Source organism: Streptomyces sp. MZ04, from assembly GCF_004684775.1.
Taxonomy (GTDB): Bacteria; Actinomycetota; Actinomycetes; order Streptomycetales; family Streptomycetaceae; genus Streptomyces.
This window is the reverse complement of record NZ_SRIC01000186.1, coordinates 1-16,774: the sequence shown is the minus strand read 5'-3', so window position 1 is coordinate 16,774 and position 16,774 is coordinate 1. Positions and strand designations below refer to the sequence as shown.

At 71.0% G+C, this 16,774-nt stretch carries 18 protein-coding genes; 3 read left to right on the top strand and 15 right to left on the bottom strand.

The features are described 5' to 3' along the window. From E2651_RS29645 to E2651_RS29610, 8 genes are all read right to left on the bottom strand, one after another. Positions 1-1,142 (bottom strand): molybdopterin-dependent oxidoreductase (locus E2651_RS29645; protein WP_135334322.1); only part of this gene is annotated, 1,142 nt, incomplete at its 3' end. A 65-nt stretch (positions 1,143-1,207) separates the two neighbouring features. After that, positions 1,208-1,810 (bottom strand): sugar kinase, encoded by a 603-nt coding sequence (locus E2651_RS29640; protein ID WP_135334321.1) that lies wholly within the window; start codon positions 1,808-1,810, stop codon positions 1,208-1,210. Positions 1,811-1,814: 4 nt separating this feature from the next. After that, complete coding sequence (locus E2651_RS29635; RefSeq protein ID WP_135334320.1) at positions 1,815-2,972, bottom strand: ROK family glucokinase; 1,158 nt, start codon at positions 2,970-2,972, stop codon at positions 1,815-1,817. Positions 2,973-3,110: 138 nt separating this feature from the next. Further along, a complete protein-coding gene (locus E2651_RS29630) occupies positions 3,111-3,926 on the bottom strand; it encodes an ATP-binding cassette domain-containing protein (RefSeq protein WP_245239326.1) in 816 nt (271 codons plus the stop codon). Then, a complete protein-coding gene (locus tag E2651_RS29625) occupies positions 3,923-4,984 on the bottom strand; it encodes an ABC transporter permease (RefSeq protein WP_135334319.1) in 1,062 nt (353 codons plus the stop codon). The genes E2651_RS29630 and E2651_RS29625 overlap by 4 nt, the downstream gene beginning before the upstream one ends. Then, the gene (locus E2651_RS29620) at positions 4,981-5,994 is read right to left on the bottom strand and encodes a sugar ABC transporter substrate-binding protein (RefSeq protein ID WP_245239325.1); all 1,014 of its coding nucleotides are present in this window, start codon (positions 5,992-5,994) and stop codon (positions 4,981-4,983) included. Before E2651_RS29620 ends, E2651_RS29625 begins: the two co-directional genes overlap by 4 nt. Positions 5,995-6,089: 95 nt before the next feature. Further along, a complete protein-coding gene (locus tag E2651_RS29615; RefSeq protein WP_135334317.1) occupies positions 6,090-7,088 on the bottom strand; it encodes a sugar ABC transporter substrate-binding protein in 999 nt (332 codons plus the stop codon). Between the two features lie 156 nt (positions 7,089-7,244). Further along, the gene (locus E2651_RS29610) at positions 7,245-7,994 is read right to left on the bottom strand and encodes a GntR family transcriptional regulator (protein WP_135334325.1); all 750 of its coding nucleotides are present in this window, start codon (positions 7,992-7,994) and stop codon (positions 7,245-7,247) included. Between the two features lie 127 nt (positions 7,995-8,121). Between E2651_RS29610 and E2651_RS29605 the strand changes: the two genes are divergently transcribed. Continuing rightward, entirely contained in the window at positions 8,122-9,126 is a 1,005-nt protein-coding gene (locus E2651_RS29605) for a Gfo/Idh/MocA family oxidoreductase (protein WP_135334316.1), read from the top strand. Positions 9,127-9,218: 92 nt separating this feature from the next. On the opposite strand, the gene E2651_RS29600 is transcribed toward E2651_RS29605, so the two are convergent. From E2651_RS29600 to E2651_RS29585, 4 genes are all read right to left on the bottom strand, one after another. Beyond that, entirely contained in the window at positions 9,219-9,890 is a 672-nt protein-coding gene (locus E2651_RS29600; protein ID WP_135334315.1) for a response regulator transcription factor, read from the bottom strand. 38 nt (positions 9,891-9,928) lie between these two features. Further along, on the bottom strand, positions 9,929-11,071 hold the full coding sequence (locus E2651_RS29595) for a hypothetical protein (RefSeq protein WP_135334314.1): 1,143 nt from the start codon (positions 11,069-11,071) through the stop codon (positions 9,929-9,931). Continuing rightward, positions 11,071-12,237, bottom strand: coding sequence for a hypothetical protein (locus tag E2651_RS29590; RefSeq protein ID WP_245239324.1), 1,167 nt, complete (start codon positions 12,235-12,237; stop codon positions 11,071-11,073). Before E2651_RS29590 ends, E2651_RS29595 begins: the two co-directional genes overlap by 1 nt. A 61-nt stretch (positions 12,238-12,298) precedes the next feature. After that, positions 12,299-13,543, bottom strand: a complete 1,245-nt coding sequence (locus tag E2651_RS29585) for a histidine kinase (protein WP_209446281.1) — start codon at positions 13,541-13,543, stop codon at positions 12,299-12,301. 158 nt (positions 13,544-13,701) lie between these two features. Between E2651_RS29585 and E2651_RS29580 the strand changes: the two genes are divergently transcribed. Next, complete coding sequence (locus tag E2651_RS29580) at positions 13,702-13,908, top strand: hypothetical protein (RefSeq protein WP_135334312.1); 207 nt, start codon at positions 13,702-13,704, stop codon at positions 13,906-13,908. Between the two features lie 22 nt (positions 13,909-13,930). On the opposite strand, the gene E2651_RS29575 is transcribed toward E2651_RS29580, so the two are convergent. From E2651_RS29575 to E2651_RS29565, 3 genes are all read right to left on the bottom strand, one after another. Then, a complete protein-coding gene (locus E2651_RS29575) occupies positions 13,931-14,347 on the bottom strand; it encodes a ribonuclease (protein WP_135334311.1) in 417 nt (138 codons plus the stop codon). Positions 14,348-14,472: 125 nt separating this feature from the next. Beyond that, a complete protein-coding gene (locus E2651_RS44220; RefSeq protein WP_167828928.1) occupies positions 14,473-14,892 on the bottom strand; it encodes a hypothetical protein in 420 nt (139 codons plus the stop codon). A gap of 34 nt (positions 14,893-14,926) precedes the next feature. Further along, positions 14,927-15,832, bottom strand: a complete 906-nt coding sequence (locus E2651_RS29565) for a DMT family transporter (RefSeq protein ID WP_135334323.1) — start codon at positions 15,830-15,832, stop codon at positions 14,927-14,929. 238 nt (positions 15,833-16,070) lie between these two features. On the opposite strand from E2651_RS29565, the gene E2651_RS29560 reads away from it, so the two are divergent. Then, the coding region (locus E2651_RS29560) for an SDR family oxidoreductase (protein ID WP_135334309.1) at positions 16,071-16,774 on the top strand (704 nt) is incomplete at its 3' end.

The window sequence follows — 16,774 nt, the reverse complement described above, 5'->3', positions numbered from 1 at the left end:
GTTTTGGGGTGCCAGGGGGTGGTCCAGCGGGTCCAACTGGAGGTGCGGGGCTTGTCGTTGAGGTGGGCGGGGTGCCAGGTGGTGCCCTCGTCCGTGCTGATGTCGACCCGGGTGATGGCGCCGGACGCCGACCAGGAGCGGCCGGTGAGGCGGTGGGTTCTGGCTGCCTGGAGCCTTGCGTTCCACGGGAGTTCGAAGGCGGACTTGAGCGTTTGGCGGGTCACCACGGGGCCGCCCTCCTCCGGGTACGCCTCGCCGAACAGGCGGTAGAAGACCGTGTTCCAGGGTGAGTAGAGGGGGGTTGTGGAGATCTCTATGTCGCCCAGCCATTTGATCGAGGCGATGCCCACCCAAGACGGGGCCAGGAGTCTGACCGGGTAGCCGTGGTCCGGTGGGAGCGGGGCGTCGTTCATCTCGTACGCGAGGATCACGTCGTCCATTGCCTTGGAGAGGGGCAGGGGGCGGCGGACCCGGCCCAGGTTCGTGCCGTCGTCCGTGACGTAGTCCGCGTCCAGGCCTCGCGGCATCACGTCCACCGCGTGGCGTGAGACTCCGGCCAGGCGCAGGACGTCGCCGAGGCGTACCCCGCGCCAGCGGGCGTTGCCGATCGCGCCCAGGGTCCAGGGGGTGCCGGAGACGGGGCTGCCCTGTTGCGTCGCGAAGAAGCTGCGGCCGTTGCCCGCGCATTCGACGAAGGCCGTGAGCGACACGGGTGGGAGGCGCTTGAGGTCGGGGAGGGTGAACTCCCTTGGACCGCCCCGGAGTCCGTCGCCCCAGATCTTCAGGGTCCACGTCTTCGCGTCCAGGCGCGGGGTCGACGTGTGGTTGCGTACGAAGAAGTGGGAGACGGGGGTGTGGTAGCCCGTCTCCGCGAGTGACGCGAACTCTGTCTCCGCGTTCGTGCCCCGGATCGTGAAGCGGTCCGCGGGGAGCGGTTTCACTATTCCGGGTGCGGCGGCGCTCGGGGAGCCTGTCGCTGCCGTCGCCCCGGGGGCGGCCATGGCCAGCGTCGATGCCCCGCCCGCCGCCGCGAGCAGCCGCAGCATGTCCCTGCGCGCCACCCCGGCCGCGCGGGCCTCCCCCGCGAGCCACTGGGCCTTTCGCCGCCTGTCGTACGCCTCTTCGGAGATCATGCGCGTCATCGTACGAGCCCCGGAGCGCCCGACCAGCGGCCTGATTGCGCCAGTTGTGGTCGGCCCTCGGTCCTCTACGGCGTCGTCGTCGACACCACGTACACCATCGGGTGGTCCGGGTTGGCGCGGTTCACCACGACGTCCAGGGTCGGGATCGGGTCCTTCTGTTCGTGGGTGAGGCCGTACCAGGGGCCCGGGTCCGTGAACTCCCAGCCGACGACCTTGCGGTCGCGCTTGCTGATCGTGATGTCGTTCTTCTCCAGGTCGGCGGTGCTCGAGCCGATCTGCTTGAGGAACTTGTCCAGGCCCTTGTTGCTCGTCAGGAACTGGGCGTACAGGCGGCTGGTGCGCCAGTTGTTCGTCTCGTAGTACGCGACTTCCCTGGAGTACGGCGGGATCGGCACGTCGTACAGGCGGCGCTGCACCTTGGAGGGCCAGCCCGCCGTGAGGCCCGTCGCGGAGTACTTGGCCTCCTTGTCGCGCCCGCTGTTGCGGCTCTGGTTGGCCGAGATCACCAGATAGCCGGCGGGCACGCCGATGAGCAGGACGATGATCGTCGCCGTCAGCCAGCGGCGGCGGATCATGTGGCGGCGGTCCTCAGGGGGACGCTTGCCCTCGTCCGGGGAATCCGGGGAGTCCGGGGAGTCCGGGGACGAGGGCTGGCGGGGCACGGTCATCTGCTTACTGGGTTCCCTGAGAGGTGCGGTTGTTGGAGCGGCGCGCTTCGGCGTACCGCTCATAGCGTTCGTAGCGCTCCACGCGGCGGCGGTTGGCGCGGCGGAAGCGGCGGGCGACCAGACGGGCCAGGTCGGCGGCGCCCACCATGCCCGCCTCGGGGCCCAGCTGGGCGCGGGCGATGCGGGCCTCGGGGCGGTAGCCGCGCCCTGTGAGGTGGCGGCGGAAGGCGTCGCGGGCCGGGCCGATGAGGAGGTCGTCGGCCGCGCTGACGCCGCCGCCGATCACGAAGCAGGAGGGGTCGAGGGCGGCGGCGAGGTTCGCGATGCCGACGCCGAGCCACTGGCCGATGTCCTGGAACAGCTCGACGCACATCGCGTCACCCTCGCGGGCCAGCTCGGTGATCAGCGGGCCCGAGATGTCGGGGATGTTGCCCTTGACCCGTTCGATCAGGCCGTACGCCACCGGGGAGTCGGCCGCTGCGAGCTCGCGGGCCTCCCTGACCAGCGCGTTGCCCGAGCTGTACTGCTCCCAGCAACCGCGGTTGCCGCACGGGCAGCGGTGGCCGCCGGGTACGACCTGCATATGGCCGAATTCGCCTGCCACGCCGAACTTGCCGCGCTTGACCTGGCCGTCCTCCAGGATCGCGCCGCCGATGCCGGTGCCGAGCGTGATCATGACCAGGTGGTCCTCGCCACGGGCCGCGCCGAAGCGCCACTCCGCCCACGCGGCCGTGTTCGCGTCGTTGTCGACGAGCACGGGGACCGCGAGGCGGCCCGAGATGCGGTCGCGGAGGGGTTCGTTGCGCCAGGAGAGGTGCGGGGCGAACAGGACGCGGTTGCGGTCCGCGTCGACCCAGCCCGCCGCGCCGATGCCGACCGCGTGTACGTCGTGCCGGTCGGAGAGGTCAAGGACCAGCTCGACGATGGTGTCCTCGACGACCTTGGGGCTCTTGGACTTGTCCGGGGTCTCCGTGCGGAGCGTCTCCAGGATGTTGCCGTCGGCGTCGACGACGCCCGCCATCACCTTCGTGCCGCCGATGTCGATGCCTACGGTGGGCACGCGGGGCGCCGTCAGATGCGATCGGCGCTCACGCGTGCCCACGGTCCGCAGGACGGTGGCTCGTGCGGAGCCGCGGTGGGCTAGGTCGCGGTAGGTGCTCATTGCGGCGATTCTGCCTCACTCTCGCGGGGGCGCGCACAATGGACCCTGGGCTCGGGGATGCTCTCGCGTCTCGCTTCCCGGCTGCGGGTTCGTCGTGGCTGGTCGCGCAGTTCCCCGCGCCCCTGGCGGGGCGCTCCCTCAGCGTCCCTCGAGTTCGTGCCGCAAGTCGTCCAGCTCGGAGCCGCCCGCCATCTGGCGGGTCAGTTCGTCCAGGGTCACCTCGTCGCGGGCGTAGCTGCCGAACATGGTGCCGCGCTTCAGGAGGACGAAGCGGTTGCCGACCAGGTACGCGTGATGCGGGTTGTGGGTGATCAAGACCACGCCGAGGCCGGCGTCCCGCGCCGCCGCCACGTACTTCAGGACGACGCCCGACTGCTTGACGCCCAGCGCCGCCGTCGGCTCGTCGAGGACCAGGACCTTCGCGCCGAAGTAGACGGCGCGCGCGATCGCCACGCACTGGCGCTCGCCGCCCGACAGGGTGCCGATGGGCTGGTCGACGTCGCGCAGGTCGATGCCCATGCGGAGCAGTTCCGCGCGGGTCGTCTCGCGCATGAAGTCGACGTCCATGCGGCGGAAGGGGCCCGCGCCCTTCGTCGGCTCCGAGCCGAGGAAGAAGTTGCGCCAGACCGGCATGAGGGGGACGACCGCGAGGTCCTGGTAGACCGTGGCGATGCCGCGGTCCAGGGCCTCGCGGGGCGAGGACAGCTTCGCGTCATCGCCCTCGATGCGGAACGCGCCCGCGTCGTGCTGGTGCAGGCCCGCGATGATCTTGATCAGGGTTGATTTGCCCGCGCCGTTGTCGCCGAGGACGCAGGAGATCTCGCCCGCGTGGACCTCCAGGGAGACCCCTTCGAGGGCGCGGATGTTGCCGTAGTACTTGCTGACGTCGTCGAGCTCGACGAGCGGGGTGCGGGCCTGGGCCTTTGGCACGGCGTCGGTCGGTGTCTCGGTCACTTCGTCGCCTCCGCGCGCTTGCGGACCCAGTGGTTGAGCAGGGTCGCCAGGAGCAGCATCACTCCGAGGAAGAACTTGAACCAGTCGGGGTTCCACTCGGCGAACACGATGCCCTTGCTGACCATGCCGAAGATCAGCGCGCCGACGGCCGCGCCGACCGCGGAGCCGTAGCCGCCGGTGATCAGGCAGCCGCCGATGACGGCCGCGATGATGTAGATCAGCTCGTTGCCGACGCCCTCGCCGGACTGGACGACGTCGTACGAGAAGAGCAGGTGCTGGCCGGAGATCCAGGCACCGAAGGCGACGCCCATGTAGAGGCCGATCTTGGTCGCCGCGACCGGGACGCCCACCGCGCGGGCCGCGTCCTCGCCGCCGCCGACCGCGAAGATCCAGTTGCCGACGCGGGTGCGCAGCAGGATCCAGGTGGCCACCGCGATCAGGGCCAGCCACCAGACGATCGTGATCTTGAAGTCGACGCCGCCGATGGTGATCGTCGAGGCGAAGACGTCCTTGGCGGAGGAGAAGCCCTCCATGTCCGCGATCGACTTCGTGGAGACCGTGCCGCTGATCAGCTTGGTGAAGCCGAGGTTCATGCCGGTCAGCATCAGGAACGTACCGAGCGTGATGATGAAGCTCGGCGGGTCGGTGCGGGTCAGCATGACGCCGTTGAAGACGCCGACCGCGAGGGTGGCCAGGAGGGAGACCACCACGCCCACCCAGACGTTCGCCGTCATCTGGTAGCTGAACATCGACGAGATCAGCGCGGACGTCGTCACCATGACGCCCGCCGACAGGTCGAACTCGCCGCCGATCATCAGGAGCGCCACCGGCACCGCCATGATGCCGATCGTCGACGCGGCGTAGAGGACCGTGGCGAGGCTGTTGGCCTGCAGGAAGCTGTCCGCGACGATCGCGAAGAAGAGGAAGACCGCGATGGCGCCGACGACCGAGCCGAGCTCGGGGCGGCCCATCAGCTTCTTCAGCGGCGAGGTCTTCAGGAGGCGCTCGTCCGTCTTGGTGTCCGGGGAAGGGGCGGGCGCGGGTGCGGTCGCTGTCATCGGGTACCTCGCTTCGCGTAATCCTCCAGCTCGGCGGCCTGGTCCTTGGTGATGATCTGCGGTCCGGTGAGGACCGGCTTGCCGCCGCCGAGTACGTCGGCGTTGTACTTGTACAGCCACAGCAGGTCGACGGCCTCGTAGCCCTGGAGGTAGGGCTGCTGGTCGACGGCGAAGCCGAGGGCGCCGGACTTGAGGCCGGCCGCGACCTTCTCGTTCAGGTCGAAGGTGTCGATCTCCGCCTTGCTGCCCGCGCCGTCCTTGGCCTTCACCGCGGCGTCCGCGAAGGGTGCGCCGAGGGTGACGACCGCGTCGATGTCCTTGTCGGACTGCAGCCTGGCCTCGATGGACGACTGCACGTCGGGCATGTTCGTGCCCGTCACGTACAGGTTCTGCAGCTTGCCGTCGAAGGTCTTCTCCGCGCCGTCGCAGCGCTGCTCGTGGCCGACGTTGCCCTGCTCGTGCAGGATGCAGAGCGCCTTCTTCTTGCCGCGCTTGTTGAGCTCCTCGCCGACGGCCTCGCCCGCGATCGTCTCGTCCTGGCCGATGTGGGTGAGCGCGCCGAACTCCTTGGACTCCGCGGAGCCCGAGTTCACCGTGATCACCGGGATGCCGGCCTTCTTGGCGCGGGCCAGCGGGCCCTTCATCGCGTCGGGCTTGGCCAGCGACACGATGATGCCGTCGACCTTCTTGTCCACGTAGGAGTCCACGAGCTGGGCCTGCTGCTGAGCCTCGTCGTCATGGGCGTACAGGAACTTGATGTTGTCCTTGCGGGCCGCCTGCTCGGCACCGTTCTGGACGATGTCCCAGAACGTGTCGCCGTCGCCCGAGTGGGTCACCATCCCGAAGGTCCAGCGCGGCGTGTTCACCGCGGCCTTCCCCTGTGCCGCCGCCGCTTTGCGGGCGTCTTCCGCGCGCTTGCCACCGGTGCTGCTGCACCCCGCAAGGGATACCCCGAGCACCGCGACCAGCACGGCGCCCACCGCACGTACCCCTGTCTGAACCCTTGCCACGACGCCGTGCCCTTCTTGCTGTGCTCCTCGGTGTGGCCGGTCCGGATGCCCGGCCCCGGCCGCCCAAGTATCGACCACGCGGATCACGCATGTGTTCATCGGGTACCGCGGGCGGTGTACTTCTCGAGCTTCGGCACGTCCTTCTCGGTGACGATCGCGGGTCCGGTGAGGACGGGCTTGCCGCCGCCGAGGACGTTCGCGTTGGTCTTGTAGAGCCACAGTTCGTCGATGGCGAGGTAGCCCTGGAGGTAGGGCTGCTGGTCGACGGCGAAGCCGACCTCCTTGGCCTTGAGGCGCTTGACGACCTCGGCGTTGAGGTCGAAGGTGTCGACCTCCGCCTTGCTGTCGGCGTCCTCCTTGGCCTTCACCGATACGGCGGCGATGGGCGCGCCCAGGGTGACCACCGCGTCGATGTCCTTCGTGGCCTGGAGCTTCGCACTGATGGAGGACTGGGCGCCGGGCGCGTTGGTGCCCTCGACGTTGAGGTTCTCGACCGAGCCGTCGAACGTCTTCTTGACGCCCGCGCAGCGCTGCTCCAGGGAGACGTTGCCCTGTTCGTGGATGACGCAGAGCGCCTTCTTCTTGCCGTCCTTGTTCAGCTGCTCGCCGACGGCCTCGCCCGCCACGGACTCGTCCTGGCCTATGTGGCTCAGCGCCCCGAACTTCGCGGAGAACTCGCCTCCGGAGTTGATCGTGACCACCGGTATCCCGGCGTCGGCCGCCTTGCCGAGTACGGCCTTCATCGCCTCCGGCTTGGCGAGCGTGACGACGATCCCGTCGACCTTCTTGTCGATCGCCGACTGGACGAGCTCGGCCTGCCCCTTGGCCTCTTTGTCGTTGGAGTAGAGGAACTCGACGTTGTCCTTGCGGGCCGCCTGCTTGGCGCCGCTCTGCACGATGTCCCAGAACGTGTCGCCCTCGCCGGAGTGCGTCACCATCGCGATCTTGAGGCGGGGCGTGTTCACGCCCTTGCCGCCGCCCCCGTCGCCCGACTTGTCCTCGTCGCCCTTGCCGCCGGAGCTGCTGCATCCGGCCGCGAGGGCGATCACCGTGATGCAGGCCGCGACACCTGTCGCCGTGCGGGATGTGCGCATGGTGGGACCACCTCTTCTCCCGGCCGCCTCGGTGCGGCTGGGGGAGTTCTAGCGGTGGGTGCGCGGCAGCGTCAATGGATTTGTCAGAACATTCTTACGACGGTGATGTGCACGGGGGTTATGGGCGTACGTGGGTGACATAGGCGTACGTGGGGGTCACGGCCGTACGAGGAGCTGGAACTCGAAGGAGTAGCGCGAGGCCCGGTAGATGTGCGAGCCGAACTCGACCGCGCGGCCCGTGTCGTCGAAGGTCGTGCGCTGCATGGTGAGCAGCGGGGCGCCCACGGGCTCGCCGAGCAGCTCGCCCTCCGCCTCGGTGGCTGCGCGGGCGCCGACGGACTGGCGGGCGCTGTGCAGGGTGATGCCCGCGGCCCGCATCAGGCGGTAGAGGCCGGTGGCCTCGAGGCGGGCGGTGTCGAGCTCGAGCAGCCCGGCCGGGATGTGATTGCGCAGGTACGCCATGGGCTCCCCGTGCGCGAGCCGGAGCCGCTCGACCAGGTGCACCTCGTCGCCCTCCGCGACGTCGAGGGCCGCCGCGACCTCGGCGGACGCGGGCTCGACGGTGTTGAGCAGGACGCGGGTCTCGGGCCGCTGACCGGCCGCTTCGAGGTCGTCGTACAGGCTGCTGAGCTCCAGCGGGCGCTTGACCTGGCTGTGCACGACCTGCGTGCCCACGCCCCTGCGCCGCACGAGCAGCCCCTTGTCGACCAGCGACTGGATGGCCTGGCGGACGGTCGGCCGGGACAGGCCGAGGCGTCCGGCGAGTTCTATCTCGTTGCCGAGCAGGCTGCCCGGCGTGAGGGCGCCGCGCTCGATCGCCGCCTCCAGCTGCTGGGACAGCTGGAAGTACAGCGGGACCGGGCTGCTGCGATCGACACCGAGGTGCAGGGAGACGGTCGGGTCCACGGCTGGTTTGGCGGCTGATTTGGGCACGGGCCGAGCGTATCCCCAGGAAATGATGACGGGAAGTTCTGAAGTTCTGTTGTCCGGACAAAGGATTGACAGCACCGCCGGGCCTGGCGAGGGTGGGTCCATGCGCATCGGACTCATCGGAACGGGCCGTATCGGCACATTTCACTCCGCGGCTCTGCGGCGGCACCCGGACGTGGCGGCGCTGGTCGTCGCCGACGCGGACGCCGGGCGCGCGAGCGACCTCGCGTCCCGCATCGGGGCGACGGCGGCCGCGTCGGTGGACGAGCTCTTCACCGGGGGCGTGGACGCGGTGGTGATCACCGCGGCGACCTCCGCGCACGCCGAACTGATCGGCAGGGCGGCGCGGGCCGGGCTCCCCGTCTTCTGCGAGAAACCCATCGCCCTCGACCTGCCGGGCACCCTCGCCGCACTGCGGGAGGTCGAGTCCGCCGGGACCGTGCTTCAACTGGGCTTCCAGCGGCGCTTCGACGCGGGGTACCGGGCGGCGCGGGAGGCCGTGCGCGCGGGGCGGCTCGGGCGGCTGCACACCGTCCGCGCGATCACCGCGGATCCGGCGCCGCCGCCGGCCGCGTATCTCCCCCTGTCGGGCGGGCTCTACCGGGACTGCCTGGTCCACGACTTCGACATGCTGCGCTGGGTGACGGGCCGTGAGGTGACGCAGGTGTACGCGACCGGGTCCGACGCCGGACCGGCGATGTTCCGCGAGGCGGACGACGTCGACACGGCCGCGGCGGTCCTCACCCTCGACGACGGCACGCTCGCCACGGCCACCGCGACGCGGTGCAACGGCGCGGGCTACGACGTACGCATGGAACTGGCGGGCGAGGACGACCAGATCGCGGTCGGCGTCGACGACCGCACGCCCCTGTCGTCCGTGGAACCGGCGGGCCCCCCGCCGCCGGAGAAGCCCTGGCCGGGGTTCCTGGAGCGGTTCGCGCCCGCGTACGAGGCGGAGCTCGCGGCGTTCGTCGAGGTGGTGCGGGGCGAGCGGGCGAACCCGTGCGACGGCCGGGAGGCGCTTGCCGCGTTGCGGATCGCGGAGGCGTGTGAGGCTTCCCGGCGGGAGGGACGGGTGGTTCGCTTGACGGAGGTCGAAGGCGGCTGAGAGCTCCGTCCGTTGATTGCGCACCGTCGATCACCGGCTTCGCCGAGTTCGTCCTCAAACGCCGGACAGGCTGAATTTGCCACCGGCCGGAACTACTCCACCCCGTCCAACAACCCCGCATCATGCGTCAACAACGCAACCTGCACACGGTTGTTGAGGTCCAGCTTCGTCAGGATCCGGGAGACATGCGCCTTCACCGTGGCCACGCTCAGGAACAGCTCCGCCGCGATCTCCGCGTTGGACGCCCCGCGCCCCACCGCGACCGCGACCTCCCGCTCCCGCTCGCCAAGCAGCGCGAGCCGCTCCAACGCCCGCTCCTTGCGGCCCTGTTGGGGATCGGCCCCCGTCACCCGCGTGATCAACTGCTGCGTCACCGAAGGGGAGAGCACCGGCTCCCCCGCCGCCACCGCCCGCACCGCCGCGACGATCTCGGCGGGCGCGGTGTCCTTCAGGACGAACCCCGCGGCACCCGCCCGCAGGGCCCGCAGCACCTGCTCGTCCGCGTGGAAGGTGGTCAGGACGATCACCTCGGGGGCGTCGGGGCGTTTGCGCAACGCCTCCGTTGCCGCGAGGCCGTCCATCGTGGGCATGCGGATGTCCATCAGGACGACGTCGGGGCGGCGTTCGGCGACGAGGCCCACGACCTCCGTGCCGTCGCCCGCCTCACCCACGATCTCGATGTCGTCCGCGCCGCCGAGCATGAACGACAGGCCCGCGCGGACCAGCGGGTCGTCGTCGACGAGCAGCAGCTTGATGGGGTTCATACGACCACCGTAACCAGGTAGGAGAGCGGATTCCGACGTCACGCGGGCAGCTTGATCCGAAGGGGGCCGCAGCCGACGCGGGACGACTCCGAAGCCACGTAGCGGGGCAGCAGCGTGCGGATGTCGGCGGCGCGGCCCGTGTCCTCGGCGCGGATGAGGAAGGTGACCTCGCCCGTCTGGCACTCGGCCTGGAAGAACCCGAAGTCGTCCCGCAGGAAGCCCGAACCCTTGCCGCCGCCCACCGCCTTGACGTTGCGGCCGCCGTCGAACTTCAACTGCCGGTAGAGCACGGCGAGGCGCGGGTCCTCGACCGTCATGAGCCGCAGCCGGGGATGGCCGAAGATCACGTCGCGGTCGCAGGTCCGTACGGGGCCTTCGCCCTTGGTCACCAGCGGCGGCTCGTACTTGTCGGCGTCCCGCATGCCTTGCATGTGCAGGCCCTTGATGCCGCAGATCGCGTCGGGCTTCTCGTCCTGGAAGCGGGCGGGCGCCGGCAGCCGGTCCGCCGGGTCCGTGACCTCGCCGCGGCAGCCCTGTTCGGTCAGGTAGCCGTTGACCAGCTTGACCAGGGCGGTGGTGAGGCGGGCGCGTTCGCCGGTGTCGACCTCGTCGTCGTAGGTGGTCCAGCCGGACTCCATGTCGATCACCAGCGGCCCGTCGTCCTCCTCCGCCCTGCCGATGCAGCCCTCCGGAATCGCGAGCCACGCGCGCGTGTCCGATGCCATGCCCAGGAGTCCGCCGCCGAGCGGAGTCATCCGCGCGGAGAGATACTCGTCGGCCCACTTGTCGCCCGAGCCGCCGAACCGGGTGTCGAGTTGATGCACCTGGGCCGTGACGCGGCGGCCGCGCGGCGACTTCAGGCGGCACAGTCCGGAGGGGCCCTCGGAGAAGATGTGGTCCGAGGTGACGGGCACGTCGGACGCCTCGATGTCCCGCTTGCCGTGGAACAGGTCCGCCACGTCGTCCTCGCTGAGCGCGCCCCAGCACGCCGAGGCCTCCTCGAAGGGACCCGCCTGCGCCTGCCAGGCCACGCCCGCACCGCCGAGCAGCGCTCCCGCGACGGCGGCGGCGATCGCGGGGCGCAGCCGGCCGCGCGTGCGGCGGCGCCAGTGCCACCAGGGGCGGGGCGGGGTGTCGCCTGTCGCGTCAGCCGTCTCGCTGGTCTCTTCGGTCCCTGCCATCAGTGGTTCCCCCCGGCTTCACCCGACGTCGTCGGTGCCACCGCCGGGCACCCGAGGCGCTGCGCCACCGCATTGCTGAACGCCGCGAAGTGGCCCGTCGACTCCCGCTGTGGGGAGCCCAGCATCAGGAACGTCGTCGGGCGCCCCGCGCACTGGGCCCGTACGACCTGGTGTCCCGCGCCGAGTACGCCCTTGCCTCGCCAGCCGCGCGCGGGCGGCTTCTCGCCCGTCACGCCGACGAGGAGCGCGTCGAGCCGGGGCTGCGCGACCATCAGGGCGTCGAGGTACTCCGCGTCGTCGCGGCCGATCCGTACCGAGCAGGACTGCATGTCGCGGGTGACCGCGCCGACTTGGTAATCGACGTCGGCCTCCGTGTCGTCGTCCAGGTCGAGGTCGAGGCCCTTGATGCGGCACGCGGGGTCGGAGTAGAAGGTCTCCCGCTTCTCCGGCAGCGTGAGCAGGGGCGAGGTGACGCGCAGTGGCTTCGCCGGGGCGCAACCCGCCTTCTCCATACCCTGGTTGGCGGCCGCCACCAGGAGTTCGGCGACGGCGCGCGAGCCGCCCAGGTCCGCCGTCCTCGGGCGCACCTCGTCCGGCTCCGAGCGCTCCCGCGCGTCGAGGGTGACCGCGCCGGGCCGCCCGTCACGCGTGTCGCACCGCTTCGGAAGGACGATCAGGCCGCGGTCGGCGTCGACGGCACCGGGGAGCCCGTCCGGCAGCGGCATCGCGCCGTCACCGAGGTAGCGGTTCAGCCACTCCAGGCGGTCCTCCGCCGCCATGGGCGCCCGGCCGTAGGTCACCGTGACCGTGGTGTCCTGGACGCTCGTGTCGCCGTCGGAGTAGGTGTGGCTCGAGTGCACGGCCAGGGTGCACGAGCCTGCCCGCTTCCCGGGCGTGGGCGCGGCCCCCTTCGACGTACGACTGTGTCCGTCGTCGCCCGTGAAACCGTCGTCGCCGAGGATGGCGGGCCCGCTGTCCTCTTCCCAACCGTCCCAGCAGTAGCGGTCCTTGGGGTCCAAAGGCCCCTGGAACGCCCAGGTGCCGAGCCCCGCCGCGAGCGCCAGCACCACGGCGCCCGCAGTCACTGCCCGGCGCCGGGTGCGGATGAGCCCGCGTACCGCTCCTCGTGCGCGGGCAAGCCGCCCCGCCCGTATCTCCCCCGTCACCGCGTCCTCCGACTCGCCCGATGTGGCCGCTGATCGTATCCAGGCGGAGGCACGGCCTCCGTCACGGGGCCCACGGCAGCCAGGCGCTGACCTCGAAGCCGCCGTCCGCCGCTGTGCCGTGCCGCAGCCGCCCGCCCGCGAGCGAGGCCCGTTCGGTGAGGCCGATCAGGCCCTGGCCCGAGCCGGGCACGTGCGGCACGTCGCCGGGCGGCGGCGGGTTGCGCACGACGACGGAGAGGCCCTCGCCGGGCCGCCCCGACACGGCGACGGTCACCTCGGCGCCGGGGGCGTGCTTGCGGGCGTTGGTCAGGGCCTCCTGGGCGATGCGGTACACGGTGCGGCCGGTCGCGGCGGGCACCGCGGTGGCGTCGCCGACCCGCTGGTCGAGCGCGACCTTCATGCCCGCATCGCGCGACTCGGCGACCAGCGTGTCCAGGGCGGCGAGGGTCGGCTGCGGGCGGCCCGACGCCTCGCCGTCGCCGCCGCGCAGGACGCCGATCACCTGCCGCAGGTCCTGCAGCGCCTCGTGCGCGCTCTCCCGGATGACTCCGGCGGCGCGGGCGATCTCCTCACGGGGTGCGTCGGGGCGGAACTCGAGGGCGCCCGCGTGCACGCTGAGCAGGGTGAGGCGGTGGGCGAGGACGTCGTGCATCTCGCGGGCGATGGCCTCGCGGGCCAGGCGCTGGGCCTGTTCGGCGCGGAGCGCGGCCTCGTTCTCGGCGCGGACGGCGCGGTCGCGCAGGCTGAGCAGCAGCTGCCGGCGGGAGCGCACGAACATGCCCCAGCCGATGACGGTGGCGTTGACCAGGACGCCGAGGATGACGACGCCCAGGTACGGCAGCTCAGCGTCGGGCCGCAGCCAGTACATGAGCGGCACGATCGCGATCGAGACCCCGCCGATCCAGGCCACGTACCGGAAAGGCCGGTGCACCGCGAGGGTGAACAGCGCCACCGCGGCGGCGCCGGCCGCCGTGTCGGAGACCAGGCTGACCGGCACCATGGCGACGGCGAGGCCGACCGGCCAGCGCCTGCGCAGCCAGACCGTGGCGCAGGCGAGCGCGCCGACCAGCTGGTCGAGTTCCGCGGCGGTCCGGGAGAGGTGTGGGTTGCCGGAGACCGAATCGGCGGCCACCAGGCCGATGATCACGGCCACGAAGAAGCAGGCGAAGTCGACAAGCCAGTCGCGCACCGTCCGCTTGGGCCTGCGCCCCGCGTGGCGGTCCGGGTCGAGCTCGGCGGCGACGGCGGACGGCAGCGCCCATGGGCTTCTGGCCAAGGGATACCGGGTGGGTTCATCGCCGCTCATGGTCGACAAATCTACGCACCGCGGCGGGCGCGGAACGCTCCGCGGACGTGATCGGCTACGAAAGTCGCGCAGGTCGAGACTTTCGGACGGGCGGGCGGGAAGAAGCCTCGCCCCGTGGCCGATGTGCGTGGGGAGTCCACGGGGCGAGGCTCTTCCGTATGAAGCAGGTACTTGAGGTGTTCGGTGTCCTTCTCCTGATCCAGGGCGTGGCGGCCCTGGCGCACGAGCTGACCGGCCGGTTCGACGGCTGGGGCGTCGTGCGGCGGATCGGGTTCCTCGACGGCTACGAGATCTACGCGAGCGTCACGCTCATCGTGCTGGCGTTCGCGCTGTTCGCGGCCGCGGAGAGCCGGAAGGGGCGCTAGGCCGCTGACCGCATCCGTGGGTTCAGCAGGCGTAGTCGACCAGGTCGAAGGACTCGTAGTGGTCCGCCGTGTAGTAGTCCTCCTGGTTCTCCTCACCGGTCACGATGCGGCGGGCGCCGCGGTCCGGTGAGCCAGGGGTCTTGACCGTGTACTCGTGGTAGTAGCCGGAGCTCTGCGAGGGCAGGACGCCTTCCCTGTTCTGGAAGACCGTGCCGTCCTGCGGGTACGGGTAAGGGCCGCCCGCCTCGATCAGGTCGAGGGTGTCGTGCGCCTGGGAGGGCAGGGCGGAGTAGCAGATGTCGCCGACGGCGGCGATGGAGTAGGACGCCGACGCGGGGGCCGGTGCGGGCGCCGCGTTCGCGGAGACCGCGACGGGGCCGCCGACGAGCAGGGCGGCGGCGAGGGCTGTGACGCTGACGACGCGTGGGGGGATTCGCATGGGTCCAGTGTGACGCGCGTAGAGGTTGTCGTGTCAACTTCAAGTGCGGTGAATTTTCCGGGAGTTAACCGTGTGCCGCCGACGGTTCGTCAGTCCTTCGCCACGGGCCAGTCCTTCTCCGCGGGTCAGTCCTTCTCCGCGGGTGCGTCCTTCTTCGCGGGTGCGTCCTTCTTCGCGGTGGCGATGCGGTGTTCCGCCATGTACTCACGCATACGGAGGCTGGTGGCCCCGCTGGTCCAGAGCGCGGCGCCGACGACCGAGAGCGGCACGGAGAGTCCGAGCCAGCCCAGCATCTCGGGCCACCGGCGCTCGTCACGGCAGTCGTCCCACGTGGCCTCGTCCCACGTCGGGGCGTCGCCCTCGTAGAACAGCATCGACTGGCACTTGCGGCCGTCGGAGTACTCGTCGTCCCCGTCACCGAACGGCATCATCAGCTGGTACGCGAGCACGACCCAGATGCCGCCCGCCACCAACAGCAGCGTGCCGCCCCAGTTGCGGCGCTTCTCCGCGCTCGCGGCGAACTCCTGCTCGAAGTGCTCGTTCATGAGCCTCCCCCTCCTCGATCGACCACGGAACGTATCACCGCGCCCGACGGCCCCAGCTGGTTCCCACCAGAACCAGCACACCTCCCACCAGACCCACCACACCCAGCCGTTCGCCGCCCACCGCGATCCCCACCGCCGCCGCCCACAGCGGCTCCGTGCCGAGCAGCAGGCTCACGCGCGACGGCGAGGTCCTGCGCACCGCCCACATCTGTACGAAGAAGGCGAAGAGGGTGCAGAACACGGAGAGGAAGAGCAGCCCCGCCCACTCGCGTACGCCGAAGTCCGCGGCGACGGACCACGGGCTCTCCCCCGTGCCCGCGCCGGCGAGGACCGCGAACACGGCCACGGCGGAGCCGAGTTGGACGGTGGTGAGGGAGAGCGAGTCGGCGTCCCGCACGGCCTTGATGCGCGACATCGCGAGGACGTGCACGGTGCGGGCGAGCGCCGCGAGCAGCATCAGGCCGTCGCCCGGCGAGGGCCGCGTGAAGCCGCCGCCCTGGGTCAGCAGGACCACGCCGAGCACGGAGAGTCCGGCCGCCGCGAGGAAGGCGCGCGGCGGCCGCTTCCGCGTCACCGCGGCCTCGGCGAGCGGCGTGAAGATCATGGTGAGGCTGATGATGAGGCCCGCGTTGGTCGCCGACGTGTGGACGACTCCGTAGGTCTCCAGGAGGAAGATCCCGCTCAGGATCAGCCCGAGCGTCCCCGCGCCGCGCCACTGCGGCGCCGTCAGCGCGCGCAGCCCTCGCCATCCCGCCGCCACGAGCGCCGGAAGCACGACGCCGAAGCGCAGCACCAGGACGGCGACGACGGTGTGCGTGGTCGTGATGCCCTTCGCCGCGAGATAACTGGCGCCCCAGACCACGGCCACCAGCAGGACGGGCAGATCGGTGAGCCAGGCGCGGCGCGCGGTGGGCGCGGCGGGGGCGGCGAGCGTCGACACGGGCGCGGTCTCCAACGGATACGGCGGTGTGGAGACTTCGGCGGCTCTCACGTGGGGCGATCACCGTATCCGGCGGTGCGCTCCGCGGGAAGTGCGGTACTCGTCCGCGGGTCCGTCGTGGCTGGTCGCGCGGTTCCCCGGAAATCGCTGTCCATTTCCCGCCAGCCACGGCGCGCGCCGGCCGCTTCTATTGAAGACGCAAGCACTTCTCCCGCTCTGTAGATGATGAGGTTTCGACATGTCTTCACTGACCGGCAAGACGGCTCTGGTCACCGGCGGCAGCCGCGGTATCGGCGCCGCGATCGCGTTGCGGCTGGCCCAGCAGGGTGCCGATGTCGCCATTACGTACGTCGCCGGGGAGACCGCCGCTCTCGATGTCGTCGCCAAGATCGAGTCGGCGGGGCAGCGGGGGTTCGCCATCAAGGCGGACGCGGCGGATCCCGGGGACGCGGCGGGCGCGGTGGAGCGCGCGGCGGATGATCTGGGCCGGCTCGACATCCTGGTGAACAACGCGGGCATCGGAGTGCTCGGCCCCATCGGGGACTTGGCGCTCTCCGATGTCGACCGGGTGCTCGCCATCAACGTCCGCGCGGTGTTCCTCGCCTCGCAGGCGGCGGCCGTGCGCCTTGCCGACGGGGGCCGGATCATCTCGACCGGCTCGGCTCTCGCGCGGTACGCCGGCGGGCCGGGCGGCACGCTGTACGCGATGAGCAAGGCGGCGCTCTCGGGGATGAGCAAGCCGCTGGCGCGGGAGCTCGCGGGGCGCGGGATCACGGTGAACGTGGTGCATCCCGGGGCGATCGACACGGACATGAACCCGGCGGACGGCCCGTTCGCCGATCCGCAGCGCGCGGCCACGGCACTGGCCCGCTTCGGCTCCGCCGACGAGGTGGCTTCGCTCGTCGCCTATCTGGCGGGGGACGACGCGGGGTTCATCACTTG